The 22,298-nt window shown below is 61.1% G+C and carries 8 protein-coding genes; all 8 read right to left on the bottom strand.

Annotated elements, in window-relative coordinates; genetic code table 11:
- Positions 1-39: 39 nt before the first annotated feature.
- Positions 40-1,038, bottom strand: coding sequence for a phosphatase PAP2 family protein (locus QW887_RS34000; RefSeq protein WP_315716590.1), 999 nt, complete (start codon positions 1,036-1,038; stop codon positions 40-42).
- A 576-nt stretch (positions 1,039-1,614) separates the two neighbouring features.
- Positions 1,615-3,117 carry a hypothetical protein gene (locus tag QW887_RS33995; protein WP_315716589.1) on the bottom strand — a complete coding sequence of 501 codons (1,503 nt, stop codon included), beginning with the start codon at positions 3,115-3,117 and terminating at the stop codon, positions 1,615-1,617.
- 483 nt (positions 3,118-3,600) lie between these two features.
- Positions 3,601-12,633 (bottom strand): calcium-binding protein, encoded by a 9,033-nt coding sequence (locus QW887_RS33990; RefSeq protein WP_316172819.1) that lies wholly within the window; start codon positions 12,631-12,633, stop codon positions 3,601-3,603.
- A 231-nt stretch (positions 12,634-12,864) separates the two neighbouring features.
- Positions 12,865-13,089 (bottom strand): hypothetical protein, encoded by a 225-nt coding sequence (locus QW887_RS33985; RefSeq protein ID WP_315716587.1) that lies wholly within the window; start codon positions 13,087-13,089, stop codon positions 12,865-12,867.
- 244 nt (positions 13,090-13,333) lie between these two features.
- A complete protein-coding gene (locus tag QW887_RS33980) occupies positions 13,334-13,699 on the bottom strand; it encodes a hypothetical protein (RefSeq protein WP_315716586.1) in 366 nt (121 codons plus the stop codon).
- Positions 13,699-18,243, bottom strand: a complete 4,545-nt coding sequence (locus tag QW887_RS33975; protein WP_315716585.1) for an RHS repeat-associated core domain-containing protein — start codon at positions 18,241-18,243, stop codon at positions 13,699-13,701. The genes QW887_RS33980 and QW887_RS33975 overlap by 1 nt, the downstream gene beginning before the upstream one ends.
- 113 nt (positions 18,244-18,356) lie before the next feature.
- On the bottom strand, positions 18,357-19,811 hold the full coding sequence (locus QW887_RS33970) for an HlyD family type I secretion periplasmic adaptor subunit (RefSeq protein WP_315716584.1): 1,455 nt from the start codon (positions 19,809-19,811) through the stop codon (positions 18,357-18,359).
- Positions 19,798-21,924: a type I secretion system permease/ATPase gene (locus tag QW887_RS33965; RefSeq protein WP_315716583.1), complete on the bottom strand. Its 2,127-nt coding sequence runs from the start codon at positions 21,922-21,924 to the stop codon at positions 19,798-19,800. Before QW887_RS33965 ends, QW887_RS33970 begins: the two co-directional genes overlap by 14 nt.
- Positions 21,925-22,298: the final 374 nt, after the last annotated feature.

Here is a 22,298-nt window from a genome sequence, read left to right as displayed (position 1 = left end):
GCGGCCCATCTGGCAGCGCCACCAAGATGTGACCCGGATTTACTCCGACGAAGATCCTGCGTTTGGCATAGCGGACGGCCAATAAGCGGGCCATTGCGTGCGGCGCTGTGACCTGACAAATACAGATCTCAAGAAGTGCTTGACCATCACGATAGACCCGCCAGCCACAGCGGCGCCTCCGATGAGGTCGATGATGTAGTGCGCACCGATCAGGGGCGTCGCGGCAACCATCCAGGTATTGAGCGCGATCGACGCCGGCCGCAAAACTCGGATCGGCCACAAAGCCCAGATATAAAGAACTGCCGACGCCGTGTGGAAGCTTGGGAATGATACGATGCCCGCTAGCCTGAGCACGTCGAGCTGTCGTAACGACCCATCTCGTAACGCGAAAATATCCCGAAGCTGCGCCGCGTAATTTGTCGAGTCAACCTTCGGGAATTGCTCGCCCGGCGACAATCCCAGACCATAGTAGGTCCCTATGGCCGGAATGAAGGCGGACACGACAATCGTTACAGCGAGTGCAACGCTCAACGTCAGCACGAATTGCTGAAGTCGCAAGAACCGCGATCCCATCGCCAAAACGATCGGGATCGCGAGCAGGGGCCACTTGATGAAGCCGTATCCAACTTTCAAGTAGTGCACGATCCAGCTGTGGGCATTGAAAAACGCTGCAATCCCCTGGGGATCAAACCCAATTGCGCGGTCGATCCACAATAGGCTCTGATCCTGTAGGGGCCAATTCATCGCGTTTGCGACATAACTAAGAGGGCCAGCGATCGCCGTGAGCAATATGATCTGAGCTGTGACACCAAACCAGAAGACAAGTTTAGGATCCGCAGAAGCCTGCCTGATGTGGGCATAACCATACGCAATACTCGCAAGCGAAATCGCAATAGCAACGAGAACTCCGAAACCCATTGGCTCCAAGGAAAAGTCGGAGTACGTCAAGGCACTCAACAGCGCCGCGCCAAACAGAGCGATTGGCAGCCAATTGAGATTGAGTGTTTGCCACGCGAGGCTTTCTTCGTCGGCTTTCATGCCTGCAGGCCATCGTTTCCTTCAACGAAGCTCTTTTGACGATCGCGAGCGCAACATCTGACGAAAGCACGGAACATTGGATCGCATTCCCAGGGAGCTGATCGCGGCACATCTCTCAAGCAGGGCTCTTTAACCCGGCGGCCAGTGGCCCGCAGATCACCCGATCTCTCACCCCGCAAAATTACGGGACAAAACTTAAGGTAGTGTGAAAGGGGAGATCCTGAGATTCACGAGTCACAAACGAGGCGCGTTCTGAAGCCATTTGCAGAGCGGCCGGATTCATGAGAGGGCATTTTGGTAGATCTGGCTGGACACAATTCTCTCACCGGTTGCGTACCATTGTGGAACCTGTGCCGCGGCTTTTGCGCGGGGATATAACGCCGCGCGATCTCTAGGCTACGGCAGCAACGAAACCACGCTTTACAATCGTTTGGCCGGTGAGCGAGAGCCCTGGAGTAGATCGGTGAAGCAGAGCGGGCGTTGGTGGAAACCTCGCCGTCAACTTTCTACGCAAATGCGCATGAGCTTCTGCCGCTCCGGGGGATGCAGTACCTGGCGATATCCCTCGGCGCCACGTCAGCGCGCGACAGCGGGCCTGACATAGACACTTTCGTACTTCCCGATATGGTCCTCAGTCCAGCCTCGCTTTCCTACGAGGAACTGCCTCAATTCATCATGCCCCTTAAGCCACACGACAGCATCGATATGGTACTTCTCGAGCACCTCATCCCAGGCGGCTTCATCGACCTCCCAATGCACGAGCTTGAAGTAGTCGCGGAGCAACTCATCAGGATAAGCCGTGGCCGCTCGGCCGTCGACAAAGAGCCGGACTGATCCATGGGTAAGGAAGATCAGATATCCTCCAACATTCCAATGGTTAAGCACCCGCGCATGCGCAAAATGCTTCTCCAGGTATTCGGCGTCCTGCTCCGACAACATGTTTGGCAATGCCAAAGCCGGCTGTACTCGGATAAAAGTAACCGGAAGGACACATGCGCCAACGAGCGCTGCAGTCAGAAGCGCGCGCTGAATTTGCGGCTTGGGCAGCCGAGTGGGAAGAAGCCGATCGAGATGAAGAGCCACCGGCACCGTCGAAAAGATGAAAAAGAATGACATGTATCGAAACTGGGAAAGTCCGAGCGCGAGAAATGCCCAACACAGAATGCGGTGCTCAGCGCGGATTTTCGCCGTTACGCCGTACCGCAGTTCCAGCGCGATGAACACAATAATGTAGGCCATTCCGGGAAGGCTGCCCGGAATTTCGACATTGTGAGAATAGGGAAGCCACTCTCCAATATGTCCCTGAACAAAGTGTCCCAAGGTAGCGGCCACGCCTTTGTAGATTTTCCAGCCGAGCGGATTGACGAAGGTAGCGGCTAGGCAGCCGCAACCAGCCACTACGATGGCCCTTAAGTTGTTCCAGTCACCTCGGAGAATGGCCCCGCCACCGAAGACAGCGAGGATCATGAAGCCAAGCACGAATCCACCGTGCAAATTCACCCAGAGCACCATCAGCAAGGGTAGCAACAACAGTTTGGTCGGCCGCAAACACTCCCGGTAGAAGACCACGCTGAATACCATGGTCGCGATGTTGGGAGATGCTGCGAGATAGCTGTTAGGCGCCGTATCGTAGGAGGGATACAGCAGGCAAACCGCAAATGTCCCGATGCAGGCGGCGAACGCGGAAGCGCCACTTCGCAAGCAAGCCGACGTGAGATATCCAGCGATCAGGATTCCGCACACCAAGACGAGGACAACAAGACCTGCGTATCCGCTGAACTTGAAGATTGTGCTGGCAACCACGTCCCATAGCCACGAGAGGTTGAACCACTGTTGGGTCCCGAGGGTGAACGACCAGGGATCCTGGAAGGGGATGCGCTCTTCGGTTCGAATCAAGTCGCCAGCGGCAAGATGCCAGCCAAGGTCGTAATGACTTAGGACGAGTGATGCGTTGGAAAGATAGAAAACGCTCAAAAGAGAGATCAGGAACGCGTAAGTTCCCAAGTGGTGCGACGGCGGCTGATCGGTCGCAGCCGACGTGGCCAGCACCTCACGCCCGGGTAACGTCTGCTCGCACATGTTGTACTTCTGCCTTCCGAGCAGCGCGCGCAACCCACTTCGATACCGATACTTTTGCGCTACCTGTACCTGAATACGGGAGGGCGTCTAAGGCGGAGTAAAAAACACGTTCGCATCGATCTCCTCGCACGGACAAATGGACGCTGGTTAACAAGTTATAAATGACAGATGTGCCCGGGCCGGCTGATGGAAACGGCGTTTTGGACGGGCGTCCCCAGAGGCGAGGAAGTGCCGCCGTCATCGCGATGAAGGTGAGTCTTGTCAACGATCGTAGCTGGCTTGCCGCGACAGTCGACGAGGGACTTACTTCCCCCTCGTTTGGCGCCGAGATTGAGGTGTTCGCCATCCTGCAGAATCACTAGTTGCTGGCATGGCCGGCAGCAGAGGATCCGGAGGCACGTCGGCAAGCAGGCCGAGTTGAGATTGAACTGGTGCGCCCGACGAGTCGAGCGAGCCAGCTTTCGTCTCCGTGTACCTCACTCTCTACGCGTGCCAAGCGGCCGCAATCGATGCCTGCAAGCTCGGGTCGCTGGACGCTGCCTGGCTCCCTGCGCTGGTCGGATCGAAGCCCGCATGGCTAGACGAATAGCTCGCCATGGCCTGGACCAGCTGCGAGATCTGGCTGTCAATCTTGAGACCCCTGGCGGTGATCTCCTGCAGCTGGTTCGATGGCGCCGAAAACCAGTTCTTGATCGTGACGTTCTGAGTCGTGCCGAGCAGGTCGATCTGCAGATCGTTGCCGGACTGCAGGAACCAGAGATCGTTGTCCGTCACGCCCGTTCCGAAAGCTAGCTGTCCGCTGGCGGTAGAGCTGCTCGCAGTTCCGTTCACGATCGTCTCCTGGCCCGCGCCGAACAGATACCGATCGTTTCCTCCGCCACCGATAAACGTGTCATTGCCGGCGCCGCCAACAAAAACTTCAGAGCTAGCTGTTCCTGCCAGCGTAGCCGAACCTGCTGTGCCGGTAGAGCCGGTCCCGACCACGAGCTGCACCTGCTGGTCGGCAAATCCGAGCGAAGCAATGCCGGACAGCGTGTCGGTTCCGTCCGGACTGCCGCTGCGCAGGTCGCTGACCACGACCTGATTAGCCGAATTCAAAGATACCGTGTAGTTCGCAAAGTTGCCGGAGAATGCGGCCGTATCAACCCCGCCCCCACCGACGATCACATCGTTGCCTCCGGATCCGACGAATATCTCGTTGGCCGCGGAGCCGCTCAGCGCATCGACGCCCGCCGTTCCCGAGACGACCCCGATCGCTGCGTCAGCAAAGATCAGCTGCGTCAGGCCGACCGCGGAATTGGCTCCCGATGCGCCTGCACGAGTGTCCAGGATCAAGACATCGCCGAAGGCATCGGCGGCAAATCGATAGCTGCCGTAGCTTCCGGCAAAGATCAGGCTGCCGGTCGCAGTTGCAAAACTGTTTGCTCCTGCCGGCGCCGTCAGCGTCACGACCTCGCCGCCTCCATTCTGGAAGTAGCGAACCTCGACCGCATGCGACCCGATCCCCAGTGTCACCTGGCCGGAGACCGTGTTATTGCCGTGCAGCCCGTCATTGTTCACGACCCGCACGCCATCGATGTAGAGTGCGGAGCCGTCGTCGGAAGCGAGGCTGAACGTATAGGTTCCAGCCGTCGTGATGGTGAGGTTGGCCTGGTAGGCCGTCGCGAAATTGACGTGCGACGAGGCTGGCCAGGCTGCGTCTGCGGTACCCGAGATCTGGGACACTGTCGTCACGAAGCTCGGCGCAGCCCCCCAGTTGATGTCCGATAGTTGCGACGGTCCGGAGGACAGAGCAAAAAACTTGGCGACGAATCCTTGTTGACCGTGCCACGCTCCCGCTATTGCGCTCTGCACCGCCAAATCGCCCGGGACCTGCGAGGCCGACGCCGGATCAAAGCCCGGATGAGCCACCGCATAGGCCGACATCGCTTGAACCAGAGTCCCGATCGCGCTGCCATCGAGGACCGTCGTTCCTGCAGTGATGGTCTGCAATTGACTGGCGGAGCCGGTAAACCAATTCGCGACCGTCACCCGTGTCGTAGTCCCGAGCACGGCGATCACGAGATTATTGCCCGATTGTGTGAACCACAGCTTCTGCGCCGTAATCCCGCTGCCGAAATCGACCTGGTTCTTCGCACCAAGTGTGGCCGAAAGATTGATGGTGGCCTGCCCCGTTGTCGACGATGTCCGGAACAGGTTGGTGCGGGTGCCGCCGAATGCCGTCTCGGCTCCGTCACCAAGCACGAAGATGTTCGATCCCGTGGCGTTTCCGACCAGCGTTGGATTGCTGCTGCTTCCATTCCAGGTAAAGGTCTGAGATGCGTCCCTGACCGCCGCTCGGTCCCAGACGGTGCCGTCGGCAAACCGGACTTGCTGGACGCCGCTGGTGCTCGACTGCACCATGTTGTCGATCCTGATCAGATCGCCATTGCTGCCGATCGTGAGGATCCAGTCGTTGCCGTTCGAGGATGTAGCGACCGACACGTCGGACGGCCGGATTCCGGTCCCGAGGGACAGCACATTGGCCGCCGTGCTCGAGCTGTCGGTCTCGTCGATCTCAAGCTGGCCATATCCGGTGTTGAACACGAAGATGTCGTTGCCGCCGCGCCCGTGCGCGACATCATTACCTCCCTTGCCGTCGAATATGTCGGCTCCCAGCGAACCCCAGAGAACGTCGTTGGCGGCAGTACCTGTCGTCTCCAGCGCGAGCAGCTGTTGCCTCGACCACACTGTTCCGTCGGCGAACCGCAGCGTCTGGATGCCTCCCGTGCTCGTCAGATCGCCGTGAATATCAATCTTGTCGGTGTCGTCGTTCCGGATACGAAGGATCAGGTCGGCGCCATTCTCGACCTGGACGTAAACATCCTGCGCAGAGATGCCTGCCCCCAAATTGATCGTGCCCGTCGCGCCGTTCAGATTGATGTCGGTCCGTCCGACGCCGCGGCTGTACAGCAACGTGTTGGCGCCTCCCACCGACGCCGCATTTGCAAAATTGACCGAGACATTACTAGCGCTGATTTCATAGACGTTCGAACCGTAGGCCGAGCCGGACAGCGTGGTCGACGAGGTGTTGCCGAGCCAGGTAAACGTGATCGGCACGGACGCTGTACCACCCAGGGCGATCGAGCTGCCGTCGCTGAAAACCAGTTTGTCGATGGAGCTGGTGGCGGCGCCGCCGCTGACCGTCAAGTCCGAGTGAACGAGAATGTTGTCAGTCGCATTGTTGCGGAACTTGACGATCAGATCGCTGCCGTTAGCCTGCAGCAGCACGTCCTGCGCCGTGACGCCAGTGCCGAATTGCAACGTGCCCTTGCTTGCCCCAGGCCACACCGACAGGGCGCCTGAGCCCGTCGCATATTTGATCGTATTCGTGCCGGCCACCCCGTTACTATAGTTGCCAAATCCAAGATTGCCGGATGCGGAGACCTCGAACACGTTCGAGCCGAAGTTGGTATTGCCGAGATCGAAGCCGTTGGTTTTTCCCACCCAGGTGAACGTGATCGGCACGGACGCCGAACCGCCCAGGGCGATCGAGGTACCGTCGCTGAATACCAGGCTGTTGATCGAGCTGGAGGCCACGCCGCCACTGACCGTCAGGTCCGAGTGAACAAGAATGTTGTCGCTTGCATTGTTGCGGAACTTGACGATCAGATCGCTGCCGTTGGCCTGCAACAGCACGTCCTGCGCTGTGACGCCGGTGCCGAACTGCAGCGTACCCTTGCTCGCGCCGGGCCACACCGACAGCGCGCCTGAGCCCGCCGCAAACTTGATTGTATTGGTGCCGGCAACGCCGTTGCTGTAGTTGCCGAAGCCAAGATTGCCGGACGCGGAGACCTCGAAGACGTTCGAGCCGAAATTGGTGTTTCCTAGATCGAAGCCATTGCTGTTGCCGATCCACGTGAAGGTCAGCGGCGCCCCCACCCCCGCGCCCGGCTGCCCGACTGGCAGAACCGTGCCGTCGCTGAAGGCGATGCGGATGATGGCGCTGGAAACGCCCCAGGGCTGCACGGTGAGATCCCGCGGCACGGTGATGACGTCGCTGCTGTTCCTGAACCGGATCGTCAGGTCGCCATTGCCGTTCGCCTGGAAGTAGAGATCGGATGACGAGATCCCGGTTCCCATCCGGATGGTCGTGATCGTATTCGCAACGGTTACTTGGCCGCTTCCAGCGTTGAACAGATAGGCGTTTGCGTCGCTGCCTCCCGACACGAGGTCAAGGACCTGGGCCTGACTCCAACTCGCACCGTCGGCGAAGCTGATTGTAGAGAGGGTCCCGTTGCTGAATTGGCCTTTCACAGTGATCGTCTTGCCCGTGGAGATGTTCTGAATGACCAGATCCGCGCCGTTGCCCGGCCGACTCAAGGCTACCGCGCTGGAGGCAATGCCTTGCATCACCAGCGCGTTGCCGCTGGTACTGTCGTCAATGACATCATTACCACCCACCGAACTGTAGATGTAAGTATCCGTTCCGCTGCCGCCGTTCAGGTAATCATCTCCGGCGCCCCCACTCAGCGTGTCATTGCCGCCGAGGCCATACAGCGTGTCGTTGCCGCTGGTCCCGACAATCACGTCGTCGTTCTGGTCAAAGCCAGTAATGTTCGTTGCTCCAGCCGCGATCTGCTGCGCGATATAGGCACTCTCCAGCTGCTGCTTGCTCCATACCGTGCCGTCGCCGAGCACCACCTGCTCGAGGCCGACACTGGCGCCGCTGTCAAACGCCACCATGCGGACCGAGCCCGCCTGGTCGGTGAAGCTCAACGTCACGTCGCTGCCGCTGCGGGTGATCACGAGGTTCGAGGCCGTCAGCCCCGCCCCCAGAACCAGCCTGTCGTTCGATCCATCGAACGCGGTGCCATCCGTGATCGTGTCGTTGCCATCGCCGGCGTTGTAGACGTAGGTGTCCGAGCCACTGCCGCCATCCAGCATGTCGTCGCCGCGTCCGCCGGTCAGTGTGTCGTTGCCACCGAGGCCATACAGCGTATCGTTGCCGCTGGTTCCACCGATCACGTCGTTGTTCTGGTCGAAGCCGGTGATCGTGGTCGCACCCGCCGCCATCTGCTGCGCGATGTAGGCGCTCTCCAGCTGCTGCTTGCTCCACACTGTGCCGTCGCCGAGCACCACCTGCTCGAGGCCGACACTGGCGCCACTGTCAAACGCCACCATGCGGACCGAGCCCGCCTGGTCGGTGAAGCTCAACGTCACGTCGCTACCGTTGCGGCTGATCACAAGGTTCGAGGCCGTCAGCCCTGCCCCCAGACCCAGCCGATCGTCGGAGCCGTCGAACGCGGTCCCGTCAATGATCGTATCGTTGCCATCGCCGGCGTTGTAAACGTAGGTGTCGGAGCCACTGCCACCATCCAGCGTGTCGTCGCCGCGTCCGCCGGACAGTGTGTCGTTGCCACCGAGGCCGTACAGCGTGTCGTTGCCGCTGGTCCCGCCAATCACGTCGTTATTCTGATCGAAGCCGGTGATCGTGGTCGCGCCCGCAGCCATCTGCTGCGCGATGTAGGCACTCTCCAGCTGCTGCTTGCTCCATACCGTGCCATCGCCGAGCACCACCTGCTCGAGGCCGACACTGGCGCCGCTGTCGAAGGCCACCATGCGGACCGAGCCTGCCTGGTCGGTGAAGCTCAATGTCACGTCGCTACCATTGCGGCTGATCACGAGATTCGAGGCCGTCAGCCCCGCTCCCAGAACCAGCCTGTCGTTGGAGCCGTCGAACGCGGTCCCGTCCATGATAGTATCGTTGCCGTCGCCGGCATTGTAGACGTAGGTGTCGGAGCCGTTGCCGCCATCCAGCGTGTCGTCGCCGCGCCCGCCGGTTAGCGTGTCGTTGCCGCCGAGGCCATACAGGGTGTCGCTACCGCTGGTGCCGACGATTACGTCGTTGTTCTGATCGAAACCGGTGATCGTGGTCGCGCCGGCCGCGATCTGCTGCGCGATGTAGGCGCTCTCAACCTGCTGCTTGCTCCACACCGTGCCGTCGCCGAGCACCACCTGCTCCAGGCCGACACTGGCGCCGCTGTCAAACGCCACCATACGGACGGAGCCTGCCTGGTCGGTGAAGCTCAACGTCACGTCGCTGCCGTTGCGGCTGATCACGAGATTGGAGGCCGTCAGCCCCGCCCCCAGAACCAGCCTGTCGTTGGAGCCGTCGAACGCGGTACCGTCAATGATCGTATCATTGCCGTCACCGACATTGTAGAGATAGCTGTCCGATCCAGCGCCGCCATCAAGCTGATCATCGCCCAGCCCACCTGCCAGGATATCTGATCCATTCGTCCCGACGAGCGTGTCATTGCCCGAAGTCCCCCCGACCGAGACCAGCATTTGGAACAGGGTCAACGGCGACCAGACAGTCCCGTCAGCAAAGACGATCTGCTCAATATTCTGCCAGTCGAGTTCGGCCTTCAGCAATACTGAGCCGCCGTCATTGCCGCCCGCCGTGCTCGGCGCGATCACCAGGGCCACGTCGCTTCCGTTGCGCGTCAGCGAGACCCGCGACGGCGAGATGTCGACCAGCATGAGTTTGTCGATGCTGCCGTCCGACGTACCACCATCGATGATCGTATCGTTGCCGTCACCGCCCTTATACACATACGTGTCGGAGCCGGCGCCGCCACTGAGCTGATCGTCGCCTTGGCCGCCATTGAGAAAGTCGACTCCAGACCCGCCGTTCAAAGTGTCGTTGCCGGACGTGCCGTAGATCAGGCGCCAGTTCGTTCCATCGCTGAACCCGATCGTATTCAGGCCTTTGGCGGACGCCCCGTTAAAGGTGACACTGTCATTGCTGCCCGCGAGCGCGACTGTCACATCACCGTTGGAGGCAGTCTGGACGCTCACATCGGATTGGGCGATTCCGGCTGCCAGTTTGAGCGCGGCTCCGGTTCCGGTCAGTGTCACCGTGGCGTGGCCAATACCTCGCTTGAAGATGATGACATCGTTGGCCGAACCTGCTGTGACCGTGTCACCGCCGGGTCCGAGTTCGAAAATGTTGGTTCCATACGAACTGCCCGTCAGCACCGTGTTCGTATCGGTGCCGATATAGGTGAACGTCAACGGCTTCGTGAGATTCCAAGTCGTACCGTCTGCGAAATGGACGTTCTCGACCACGGACGACGAGTTGGCGAAGGCCGATTGGACCAGAACAGAGTCTGTCGAGTTCCGGAATCGCACGTAAAGATCGTTGCCGACCGCCTGCAAGATCGCATCGCTCGCGGCAAGGCCGCGGCCGAAAGACAGAGTGTCGGTCCCCCCGGCCTCGATGATCGTGTCTTGCCCATCGCCAGCATTGAAGATGTAGGTGTCGTCACCAGCGCCGCCCTGCAGCACGTCGTTGCCACGCAGCCCTTCGATCGTGTCATTGACGCCGGAGCCCACGATCGTCTCGGCGGCATTCATGCCGAGCGTGACATTGTCGGTTCCGCCGATCGCCGCAGCGAGGATGTCGGCGCTCGACCACACCGTACCATCGTCGAAGACGATCTGCTCGATCGTTCCCGTGCCGGCAAACTGGCCCGCCAATGTCAGCCGGCTGTTGTGATCCGCCTCGAACAGCAGCAGGGCATTGTCGCCGCTGCGCACGATATGAACCTGGCTGGGCACGATGCCATGCAGCAGAACCGTATCGCCGTCGCTGCTAGCCTGATCGTCGACGATGTCGACGCCATCCCCAAGCGTATAGACGTAGGTGTCGGCGCCGCCCCGCCCGATCAGCCGGTCATTGCCGGCGCCACCGGTCAGGATGTTCGCCCCGTCGTCGCCACCCAGGACGTCGTCGCCGCTGGTCGGCACCAGCGACTTCGAGAGAAGCGCGGCACGGTCCCAGACCGTGCCGTCGGCGAACTGCACGAAATCGACGCCGCCGGTGGTGCCGATCAGCTGATTGCTCAGCAGCACGCTGTCGCTGCTCCCGGCAATGCTCAGGACGATATCCTGCCCGCCATTGGCTTGCGTCACCACGATGTCGGCCGGCGCAATATCCGCGGCGAATTGCAGCCGGTCCACATCGGCCGCCGCGCCATTGTCGTTGATGCGGTCGTTGCCGCCGCCGCGACCGAACAGATAGATATCGTTGCCGACGCCTCCCTCGAGATAGTCGTTGCCACCGGCGCCGGCGAGCGTGTCGTTGCCGGCCGCGCCATAGATTGTATCATTCCCAGTTCCGCCGGTCAGGACATTGTCGGCGTAGTCGCCATAAAGGGTGGCGTTCGCCGCGGTCGGCAGTGTCGCATGTGCCAGCAGGTCCGCCCGGCTCCAGACGGAGCCGTCCGCGAATACGACCTGGTCGACGCCGCCGGTCTTGGCGACCAGCTGGTTCTGCAGCAGAATGCTGTCCGTCGTTCCGCCGATCGAGAGCAGCAGGTCGCGCCCGCCATTGGCCTCGGTCACTGTCACAGAGCCGACGGCAATGCCAGTTCCCAGCCGCAGGGTATTGACCTCACTGCTGTTCGAGCTGCCGTTGTCGAAGATCGTGTCCTGTCCGTCGCCGAGATTAAACAGATAGGTATCATTGCCAGTGCCACCGACCAACACATCATTGCCGGTGCCACCAGCCAGAACGTCGTCGCCTCCCGCGCCATACAGCGTGTCGTTCCCAGCGCCGCCGTTCAGCGTGTTGCCGAGATAATCGCCATAGAACGTGTCGTTTCCGCTCGTCGGCGCCGTCGCCTGCGCCAGCAGCGCCGCGCGCGTCCACACCGTTCCGTCGGCGAACACGACCTGATCGACGCCGCCGGTGGCCGAGACCAGCTGGTTCTTCAACGTAACCTTGTCAGTGGTGCCGCTGATGGTAAGCACGAGATCGCCGCCGCCATTCGCCTCGGTCACCACCACGTTCGCAGGCAGGATCCCGCTGCCGAGCTGCAGCGTGTTGGTCTCTCCGCTCGCCGCCCCATTGTCCGTGATCGTGTCCTGGCCATCACCCACGTTGAACACATAGGTGTCGTTGCCGGCTCCGCCCGACAGCGTGTCATTGCCGGTCCCACCGATCAGGGTATCGTCGCCGGCACCGCCCGACAGTGTGTCATTGCCCGCACCGCCGCTCAGCGTATTGGCGTTGTAGTCGCCATAGAACGTATCGTTGCCGCTCGTCGGCGCCGTCGCGAGCGCCAGCAGCGCGGCCCGATTCCAGATCGTGCCATCGGCAAACACGACCTGATCGACGCCCCCAGCCGCCGAGAGCAGCTGACTGCGCAAGGTGATCTTGTCGGTCGTTCCGGTGATGCTCAGCACCAGATCCCCGGTACCGGACTCCTTGACGGTGTCCTGGCCCGCCGTGATCCCGGACCCGAACTGCAGCGTGTTGACCTCACCGCTACCGGCGCCATTGTCGAAGATCGTATCCTGGCTGTCACCGCGGTTGAAGATGTAGGTGTCGTTGCCCAGTCCGCCCTGCAGCGTGTCGTTGCCCTGCCCACCAATCAGCGTGTCGTCGCCGGTCTGGCCGTAGATGGAGTCTGCCGACGAGGTGCCGATGAGCGTGTCGTTACCTGATGTGCCGAATATCGTGGTCATGAATGCCCCCAAGTCGCCCGTACGTCAAACTCACTTTAGCTCAGGCTTTAGCCGTTGTTCACAGACGCCCGAAGTACTAACTCCAACCCCAATTGTACCCGCCAACTCATGCATTCGCCGGCAGCGACGGTCAACATCACCAAATCCAACTAAATTAGTGCGGCGCAACCAACGACTTCTGGCTTGTCTCGATGCCCAGGACCAGATCCCCGGTCCCAGATTCCTTGACGGTTACTTGCGATTCCGAAACTCCTGACCGAACTGCAGCGTATTGACTTCGCCACTGCCACCGTCATTATCGAAGATCGTATCCTGACCATCACCGCGGTCGAAGATGTAGGTCTCGTTGCCCTGCCAACCAATCGAGATGTCGTCGCCGGCAAGGCCGTAGATCGTGTCAGCGCCCGATGTTCCGGTGAGCGTGTCGTCGCCGGATTCACCGAAGATTGTAGCCACTGATACCTGTGTCTCTTCAGGTCTCAAGGCTCACATTCAGCCGAAGCTTGTGTAGTCCACAACCATCGGCACGCTCGTAGCACGATCAACCTCCGCGATTCCTACCTCAAGCCAAGTCGCAACCAGTGTCCAACAAGCGGTTTATTCCGAACAATCGCGGGAACCTTAGCAGACCGACGATCGAGCGTTAGCCACAGTGATCGGCTGTAAGAAAATATTTCTCGCTCCAGACGCATAGACACTTTTATCGGGCGAAACCGATGACATCGATAAGCTCTCTTAGCGACATCAGCTTTGGATCAATACCCGTGACGCTTTCCCGATTGCTTGCTCTAATGACGTGCTCAGCAGTCGCTTCAAGAAGTTTCCTAACATGCGCGGAAAGATTAACTCCGTCGTTAGCCTTTGTAACCTTCACTCGGTCGCTTTCAACGTTGAGGTTGAGGCGATCTCCTGCCAACGAATACGCAAAGTACTCGTTATTCTCAACATCGATCGGCTCCGTCCATGCAGCTAAGCTCTCAAAATTCCGGAACAGCGTTACATCACCAACTACTTCGCTGCTGCTAGACTCGTTTATGATAGCAACACTCGATAGGTCCACATTCATCAGAATCTGCTCCAAAATGATCGATCGGTAGACTTAGTTTCCCACGGCCGGTGACGTCCGATACCGCCTCCCGGCATAGTCTCCCCCGTCACAGGATCGACAGCTCGCCTGTGATAATGCGGCCAACGTCCGAGGGGGTGGCCCGTGCGGTTTCCATAGGGAGCAAAACGGAAATTGCGGCCGAACGAATACTCCCATCCTAGCACTGCATACTCACAGATCGCGCCAGCGTAAGGCATAGCGACCACCGCCAACATCATACCGCCGGTTTGATATGGGTGCTCAAGAGGATTGTAATCGAAACCAGGTTCTTCGTCCGTTCCCGGATACCAGATTCCCATTGCGTCGACATAACGACCGGTATGATCCCGCTTCAGCGCAGGCGCAGACCCTGCGTAGGCGTAGACATTTGGTCCATCCAGCAATTCCGGCAGCTCTAGACCGAAGGACCAATTTACAGTGAGTGACGACGGGACAAACGCGGACGCCTGCGCCGACATGCCCCGGCCGTCAATTATAGAGCTAATGGGCGACTCGCCAGAAGTGACAGACCAGAACGCCGGCACTTCGCCATTAGGATCCGGCTGCGTGTATCGTCCCAGGGTGGGATCGTAATGTCTATACCAATTGTAGTGAAGCCCGGCTTCCAACAAAAAATACTGCCCCGGAAACCGCAGATTATTCGTGGCAGACCCTAGGATCACGTCGACGGCGCCAAACGGCAAGAAGTATGCATTCCACACCACGTTCTTCGTGCTGTCCGTCATCCGAATCGGGCGGTCGAGATGGTCGGCGTGGACGAACCAGAGGTTTGGCGCGGACGTGTCGAGATCAGCTGCCACGGCGAGCGGCATGTCGTCCAGCCAGACATACTCCCGGGTCACGACGCCGGAGGCCGTCGCTTCGGCGATAAGACGACCGGTGAGATCGTACACGTAATGCATGGTAGCGGGCGGCGAGGCCGTCCGTAGCGTGCGGACGGCCATCCGCTCCAAACCGTCATAGCCGTAGTCCGCCGTGACGGACGAGTTGAGACTCAGCTGATCGAGCCGATCGCGGTTGTTGTAGCGATAGCCATAGATCGTGCCGGACCGATTGTCGGTCACGAGATTACCTGCCGCGTCGTGAGTAAATGTCCGAACGTTGGTTCCGTTGCTGCTGACATCGACCAACCGGTTCGACGTGGCCTCGTACTGGGTGATCTGCTCTGTGACGGTTCCACGGCTGGCATAGGATTCGAACATCCGATTGCCGACAGCGTCGTAGGCATAACCAAGCACGCCCCAGGGGCCGCTGGCATTCTCGAGCCGACCGGTCGGCGTATACGAGTAATTCTCGCTGCGCAGCGTATCGACCGTGTCGGTGATATCGGTGATGTTGACGCCGTCGTTGCGGCTGTATTGGCGATTGACAACATCGGTTCCGGATGAAGTGCCCGTGACGACGAGCTGACTCAGTAGGTAGTCCTGATCATACGTCTTGATCAGGGTCAGGCCATTGCCATAGGTCAGCGACTGCAACGGCCCCGCAGCGCCATACGTCACGTTGGACGCCAGAGGCACGGTCGCGTTCGTGGTCCGCGAAGTCACATCCGTAATGCGGCCGACCGTGTCCCGAGTGTAATCGACCACCCGTCCCGACGGGTAGGTCATGCGGATGATGTTTCCGGCGAGGTCATAGCCATAGCCGACGACATAGATGGCCGAGCCCGTGGCCTTGCGCTCCTGCATCACCTGGCCGAGCGCGTTGAAGGTCCAATCGATCGAGCCGGTGGCGTCCTGGATCCGGGTGAGCCTGCCTTTGCCCTTGTTGCCGTTGGTCGCGTCGTCCCAGGTATAGGTGATGTTCTCACTGGGCGCTGCCGGATACTGCTTGGCCAGCAGCCGCCCGGCATTGTCATAGGTCAGGTTCGTGCCGACGCCGCGGGCATCGACGATCTGCATCGGCTTGCCCAGGACGTTATAGGTGTAGGTGGTCGTGCCGCTGTCCGGGCTGACGCGCTGGATCACCTCACCGAAACCGTTGCGGACGTAGCTGGTGGTGAGCGAGCGCGGGTCGCTGTAGGCGGTGATGTCGTCGGCACCGTTGCGAGCCACCGCGACCGAGTTGCCCTCCTCGTCCGTCGTCCCGATCAGCCGGTTGAGGCCGTCAAAGCTCGATCCGAACACGTTGGCTCGCGGATCTGTGACCGACACCTCGTTGTGGGTGCGGTCATAGCCGTGGGTCCAGGTCTGCCCGAACGCGCCGACGAACGTCAGCAACCGGCCGAGTTCGTCATAGGTCGCCGTCTGCGACGCTTGCAGGATGCCGCTCGGATCCTTGATCCGCCGCGCGGTGACGTTGCCGAGATTGTCGCGGTCGTACTCGACCGTCGCCCCGGTATTGTCCTGCACCCGGATGAGCCGGCGGCCGTCATCGTAGGTATATTGCAGGAACGCGCCGTTCGGCCTGACGATCCGGCTGACATCGCCCGTCGGGGTGTAGTCGATCGACGTCGTCGCGACCAGCCCGCTGGGATCCACGATTGTGCTCTTCAACCGGCCCAGGGGATCGTAGGTCAGGTTGGTATAGACGCCATTGGGGTCGAGGATCGTGGTCGGCTGGCCCCGCCCGTTATGCGACATCACCTTGGTGAGGTGGCCGACCTCGTTGGTGATCGTCGCCACGAATCCCGTCTGGTCATAAGTGTAAAGGACTGTGTCACCGGCTCCGGGCAGCGGCCCATCGACGGAGGCAAGCAACCCTCCCGTCGTGTAACCGTAAGTCCAGGTCCGGGTCTGGCCGTTGGTCGCATACGGCACCGTCTGGCTGGTCGTATCGGCCTTCGTGAGCTGGGTGAGAAGACCGCCGGTCCAGGTGAAGTCGGTAGTCACGCCGGGCTCGACCGCACGCGTCGGCACGTTGAGCGTCGGATGCCAAGTGTAGCTGTTCGACTGCGCGAGCGGCGTTCCGTAGCCGCGGGTGACGAGCGTCGGATTGCCGCGGCTGTCGCGGACGTAATGCGTGACCCGCCCCTCCTCGTCGGTCTCGTCCGTAACATAATTGTTGACGTCATAGCCGATGACGGAATTCGAACCAACGCAATTGGCGGACGGCTGCCCCTCGATGCTGGCGAGGATGTTGTTGCCCCGCGCATCCTTGCTGTAGTGATACACTGCGACCTTAGACAGCGGATTGGTCACCGTCACCGTGTTGGCCACATCATTGTAGGCGATCGAATATCGCTCGACGCCGCCGGCATGCTCCGATGTCAGCACCCTCCCCTTGGCATCGTAGGTCCAGGTCGCGTAGCGCACGCCGGCCTCGTTGGTGACGCCGGTCAGCGCGTAGGGAAAGCTTGCATTCTCGTAATGATAGCGGATGCGCGGATTGTCCGCCGTGTCTGCGGTCGTATCCGGCTGAATGACGTATTCGAGCGCGAACAGGTCCGCCGCCATCTGCAGCGGATCCGGACCGCTCCTGCCGACGATGGCGTAGCGCGGAATGAACTTGTAGCGATAGACTTGTCCGCCGGGCACCGTCATCGTATCGAGCAGCCCCTGCGGCGTATAGGTGAACTGCAGGGTCCGACCGAAACTGTCGGTTACCAGCGTGTTGTTGCCGGCGCTGTCATAGGTCAGTGCCTGGGTGTAGCCGCTCTGGAATATGATCGACTGCAGCACGCCGCCGGCGTCGTAGACCCGGCTGATATTGTCATCCGTCGTCAGGGTATAGAGCTGTGTGGTCGCATTCTTCACGAGCGTCGCAGCCCGACCGCGGTTGCCAATGACGAGGCTCTTCAGGCTCCAGTCGTAATAGCTCTGCGCGTAGAGGCCGGTCGAGCTGACATAGCTGAAGAGGACGACCTCTCCGTTGGGGAGCGTAATCGTCACGCTATTGGAAGCGACGATCGCGCCGGAATCGAAGTTCGACCGCCATCCGTTACCGAGCCGCGACGGACGCAGACGTCCGCTCAGCGTCGCCTGATCGCTCGTATAGAAGCGCTCGAATTTGAGCGACGCACCGCCGTCGCTCGTACTCTGGGTCGAGAAATCGGTATAGGCCTCGATCTTCATGCCACTGCGAAGATCGACGGGATTGGCGACCTGGTCTCGACAGGACGGGCAGTGATCCGCCGGGGGAGCAGCGAGACACCCCGATCCGGTTAGAACTTCACCACTATCGCAGTTGAGAAACGCTACACCACCCCGGTAAGCTCCATTCGAATTCCCGTCACAAATCGCACCGGCGAAAATGCCGCTGCTCCCCGCCCCGTTAAGATAGCACTTCGTCAGGATGACGCTTGGGTCGCTGCTCCAGTAAGCCCAAAAGTCTTCCTGCGCACAGGCAATACCATCCGAACCGCAGTTGCCGTTGTGATAGCTGGCCCAGTGGCCCGCATGCACCGGCTGGGGCGCAAGACAGACGATGAACGAGGCACAGAACAAGATGACTGCGACGATAGAACCGCGCAGCCAAGCCAGCTGCGCAAACCTATTTCCAACCCGGATCATGTGCCCCCAACTTCCGATTGCAACAACACGAATCAAATACATATCAATCATAGATCAACTGCACGGTATTTTATCACCTTAGGATGTCAATTCGACAACAACCCTTTCCACGTCGGCATCCCAACAAAATCGGTGATGAGTCGCGGCATCTTCGCGGAGTAGTTTCATCGTTCGCGAAGACTCTCGGATTTGTATCTGAGCAGCGGCGACATCACATACTCGATGATCCGTCTCGTCCCCGTCTTGATCTCCACCGTCACCGCCATCCCCGGCGCGAGCGCGACCATCTTGTCCTCGATCTGCATTTGCTTCTCATCCAGCGACACCCGCGCCGAATAGATGAACTCCTGGCCTGCCGGCTCGCTGGTCTCGGCCAGTGCACCAGCCGCCTTGCCGCCATTCTGCTTATCGGCGGGCTTCTCGCGGACGATCGAATCTTGGGAGACGCTCAGCACCTTGCCATGGACGAGGCCGTAGCGGGTGAAGTTGAAGGTGTCGATCTTGATCTCGGCTGATTGCCCGACATTGACGAAGCCGATGTCGCGGTTGGAGATCATGGCTTCCGCCTCGAGCTGGCTGTCGGCGGGCACGATGAGCATCAGCTGTTGCGCCGGTGTGACGACGCCGCCGACAGTGTGCAGCGCGAGCTGCTGCACGGTGCCGTCGATCGGGGCGCGCAGCACCTGCTCGGCGATCTTGCGCTCGGCCTTGACGAGGTCCTGCGTCAGCTCGTCGGCCTTCTTCTCGGCATCGGCGAGGTCCGACAGCACCTGGCGCTCGAAGCCGGAGCGGGTCTGCGCCAGCTGCTGCTCCAGCGCCAGCCGCGCCGCCTCGATCTCGACCAGGCGCCGCGTCTGCACGATGCGCTCGCTCTGCTGGTCGATCAGCCGCGACTGCGCGTCGATATAGGCGATCTGGTTGCCGTATTGGATCTCCTTGGCGTTGCGGCGGATGTCAGCGGTCTCCTGCAGGAATGGGAGCGTGGCATCGATCTTGGCGATCGCGGCCTCGATCGACTGCGCCTCGGCACGCTTCTGTGCGATCTGCTGCAAATTGGAGGCGAGCTTCGACAGCTGCTCGGCGGCCTGCGCCTGCAGGGCGGCGCGGGTACGTGCGACGTCGGCGGGTGCGGCGCCTTCGGGCACGTTGAGCGGTCGCAGCTCGGCGAGATCGCCGAAGCTGTCGCGGAGCACACCGAGCCTTGCAACATCGAGCCTTGCCTGCATCAGGCCCTGCGCGACGCGGCGGCGCTCGGCCTCGGTGACGGTGCGATCGAGCTCGACCAGCACGTCGCCGGCATGCACCTTGTCGCCGTCCTGGACGTGGATCGCGGCGACGACGCCCGCTTCCAGCGGCTGGATGGTCTTGGTGCGGCCGGTCGGCACGATCTTGCCTTGCGCCGAGGCGATGATGTCGACATGGCCCACGATCGACCAGCCGATCGCGATGACGAAGAACAGCATGATGGTCCCGGCCACGGCTCGGCCCACGGGCGAGGCCGGCGTCTCCACGATCTCCAGCGCCGCGGGGAGGAACTCGCGGGCATCTTTGCGGCGGCCCCGTCGCGCGTCGAGCGAGATCGGCGCGTTGTCCTGCTTCTGCGCTTCAGCCGACGACATGGAGCCCCGCCTGGATCTGGTCCAGCGTCGCGTAGCGCCCAGCGCGCTTGATCAGCTCGTCATGGGTGCCGTCCTCGACCAGGCGGCCATTCTCGATGGTGAGGATGCGGTCGGCGTTGCGCACCGCCGACAGCCGGTGCGCGATGATGAACACGGTGCGCCCGGCGCAGATCTTGCGCATGTTGCTCTGGATGATGTTCTCGCTCTCATAGTCGAGCGCCGAGGTCGCCTCGTCAAAAATGAGAATGCGCGGATTGGTGACCAGCGCACGCGCAATCGCGATGCGCTGGCGCTGGCCGCCGGAGAGGCTGGCACCGCGCTCGCCAACCACCGTGTCATAGCCGTCGGGCAGGCCGAGAATGAACTCATGGGCGCCGGCGAGCTCGGCCGCCTGGATCACCCGCTCCATCGCCATGCCGGGATCGGCCAGCGCGATGTTGTCGCGGATCGAGCGGTTGAACAGCACGTTCTCCTGCAGCACCGCGCCGATCTGCCGCCGCAGCCAGGTGACGTCGGCGACCGTGAGATCGACGCCGTCGATCAGGATGCGGCCGGCCTCGGGGACGTACAGCCGCTGGATCAGCTTGGTCAGTGTCGACTTGCCAGAGCCGGAGGGGCCGACGATGCCGACCACTTGGCCGACCGGCACCTTCAGGCTGACGTCGTGCAGCGCCAGCGGTCCATCGACGCGGTAGCGGAAATGGACGTGGTCGAACACGACCTCGCCGCGCACTGGCGGCAGCGCCGCGCGGCCGGGATTGAACGCCGGCTCCGGCGTGGTGTTGAGGATGTCGCCGAGCCGCGCCACCGACAGCCGCGCCTGGTGGAAATCCTGCCACAGCTGCGCCAGCCGCAGCACCGGCTGCGCCACCCGCCCGGCCAGCATGTTGAAGGCGATGAGCTCACCGACGCTCAAGCTGCCCTCGATCACCAGATGCGCCCCGAAATACAAGGTCAGCGCGGTGACGATCTTGCTGATGAACTGCACCGACTGGCTCGCCCAGTTGCCGAGCGACAGCACGTCGAAGCTGGCGCCGACATAGCCGGCGAGCTGCTCCTCCCAGCGCCGCTGCATCTGCGGCTCGATTGCCATGGCCTTCAGGGTCTGGATCGCGGTGACGGTCTCGACCAGGAAGGCCTGGTTCTCGGCGCCGCGGTCGAACTTGACGTCGAGCCGCTTGCGGAAGATCGGCGTCACCCCGGCCGACAGCGCGATGTAGAACGGGAACGAGCCGATCACGATCCAGGACAGGAACGGCGAGTAGTAGAACATCACGCCCAGGAAGACGAAGGTGAAGGCGAGATCGATCACCAGGGTCAGCGCCGAGCTGGTAATGAAATTCCTGATGTTCTCCAGCTCGCGCACCCGCGCCACGGAATCGCCGGCGCGCCGCGCCTCGAAATAGGCGATCGGCAGCGCGACCAGATGGCGGAACAGCCGCGCGCCGAGCTCGACGTCGATGCGGTTGGTGGTGTGGGAGAAGACGTAGGTGCGCAAGCCCCCCAGCACGGTCTCGAAGATGGTGACTGTAACGAGCCCGAACACCAGCACGTCGAGCGTGGTGTAGCCGCGATGGGTCAGCACCTTGTCGGTGACGACCTGGAAGAACAGCGGCGTCACCAGTCCGAACAGCTGCAGGAAGAACGAGGCCAGCAGCACCTCGCCGAGCAGCCGGCGATATTTGTGCATCGCCTGCAGGAACCAGGTGATGTCGAAACGGCGCGCAAGATCGGTCAGCGAGGCGCGGCGCGCCATCAGCACGACCGTGCCGGTCCAGTTGGCCTCGAACTCGGCGCGCTTGAGACTCTGCGGCCGGTTGACCTGCGGATCTTGGATCAGCGCCGCATCCACGGTGACCTGGCCGAGAATGACGAACGAGCCATCAGCCCGCGCTGCGATGGCCGGCAGCGGCAGCTTGGCAAGGCCGTCCCAATTCTGGCTGACAGCGCGAGCCTTGAGCTTCAACTGCTTGGCGCAGCGGAGCATCTCCGTCACGCCGACCGGCTCTCCCGCCAACTGATGTGCAATCTGCGCCGGATCGATAGCGACCTGATGAAACCGCAGCAGCAATGTCAGGCAGTCGAGCCCCGTATCCCTCTGCCCCGCGTCCATTGCCCCTGCACTACCCTAAGTCGTGCAGGAATGATGTACCACAAGAAACGATTGGACAAGATCTGCCACGTTCCCGCCGAGGATATTTTTACCTGCGAGGGATCGCACGTTACATGCATTGCGTGCATTGGGTGCAGGCTTCGCGCGTCTGCTGGACTAACCCGACAGCACCTCGCAACGCCCCGGACGGCTGAGGAACGAAGATTCTTGACTTACTCAGCTAGCTCCCTCACGGCAAACGCCTGAACTCCCGCGCGCCTGATGTTCCCCACTACAAACAAAGAACGACACAATCCCCAGGTCGTGTCCCCGGAGGTGGTGTAGCTCGGTGGAGCAAAGCCGCCCGGACGCGCGCTCCCAAATAGCGCCGTAGC

Source organism: Bradyrhizobium sp. SZCCHNRI3052, from assembly GCF_032484895.1.
Taxonomy (GTDB): Bacteria; Pseudomonadota; Alphaproteobacteria; order Rhizobiales; family Xanthobacteraceae; genus Bradyrhizobium.
The sequence above is the reverse complement of the archived record's forward strand: the minus strand, read 5'-3'. Positions and strand labels throughout refer to the sequence as shown.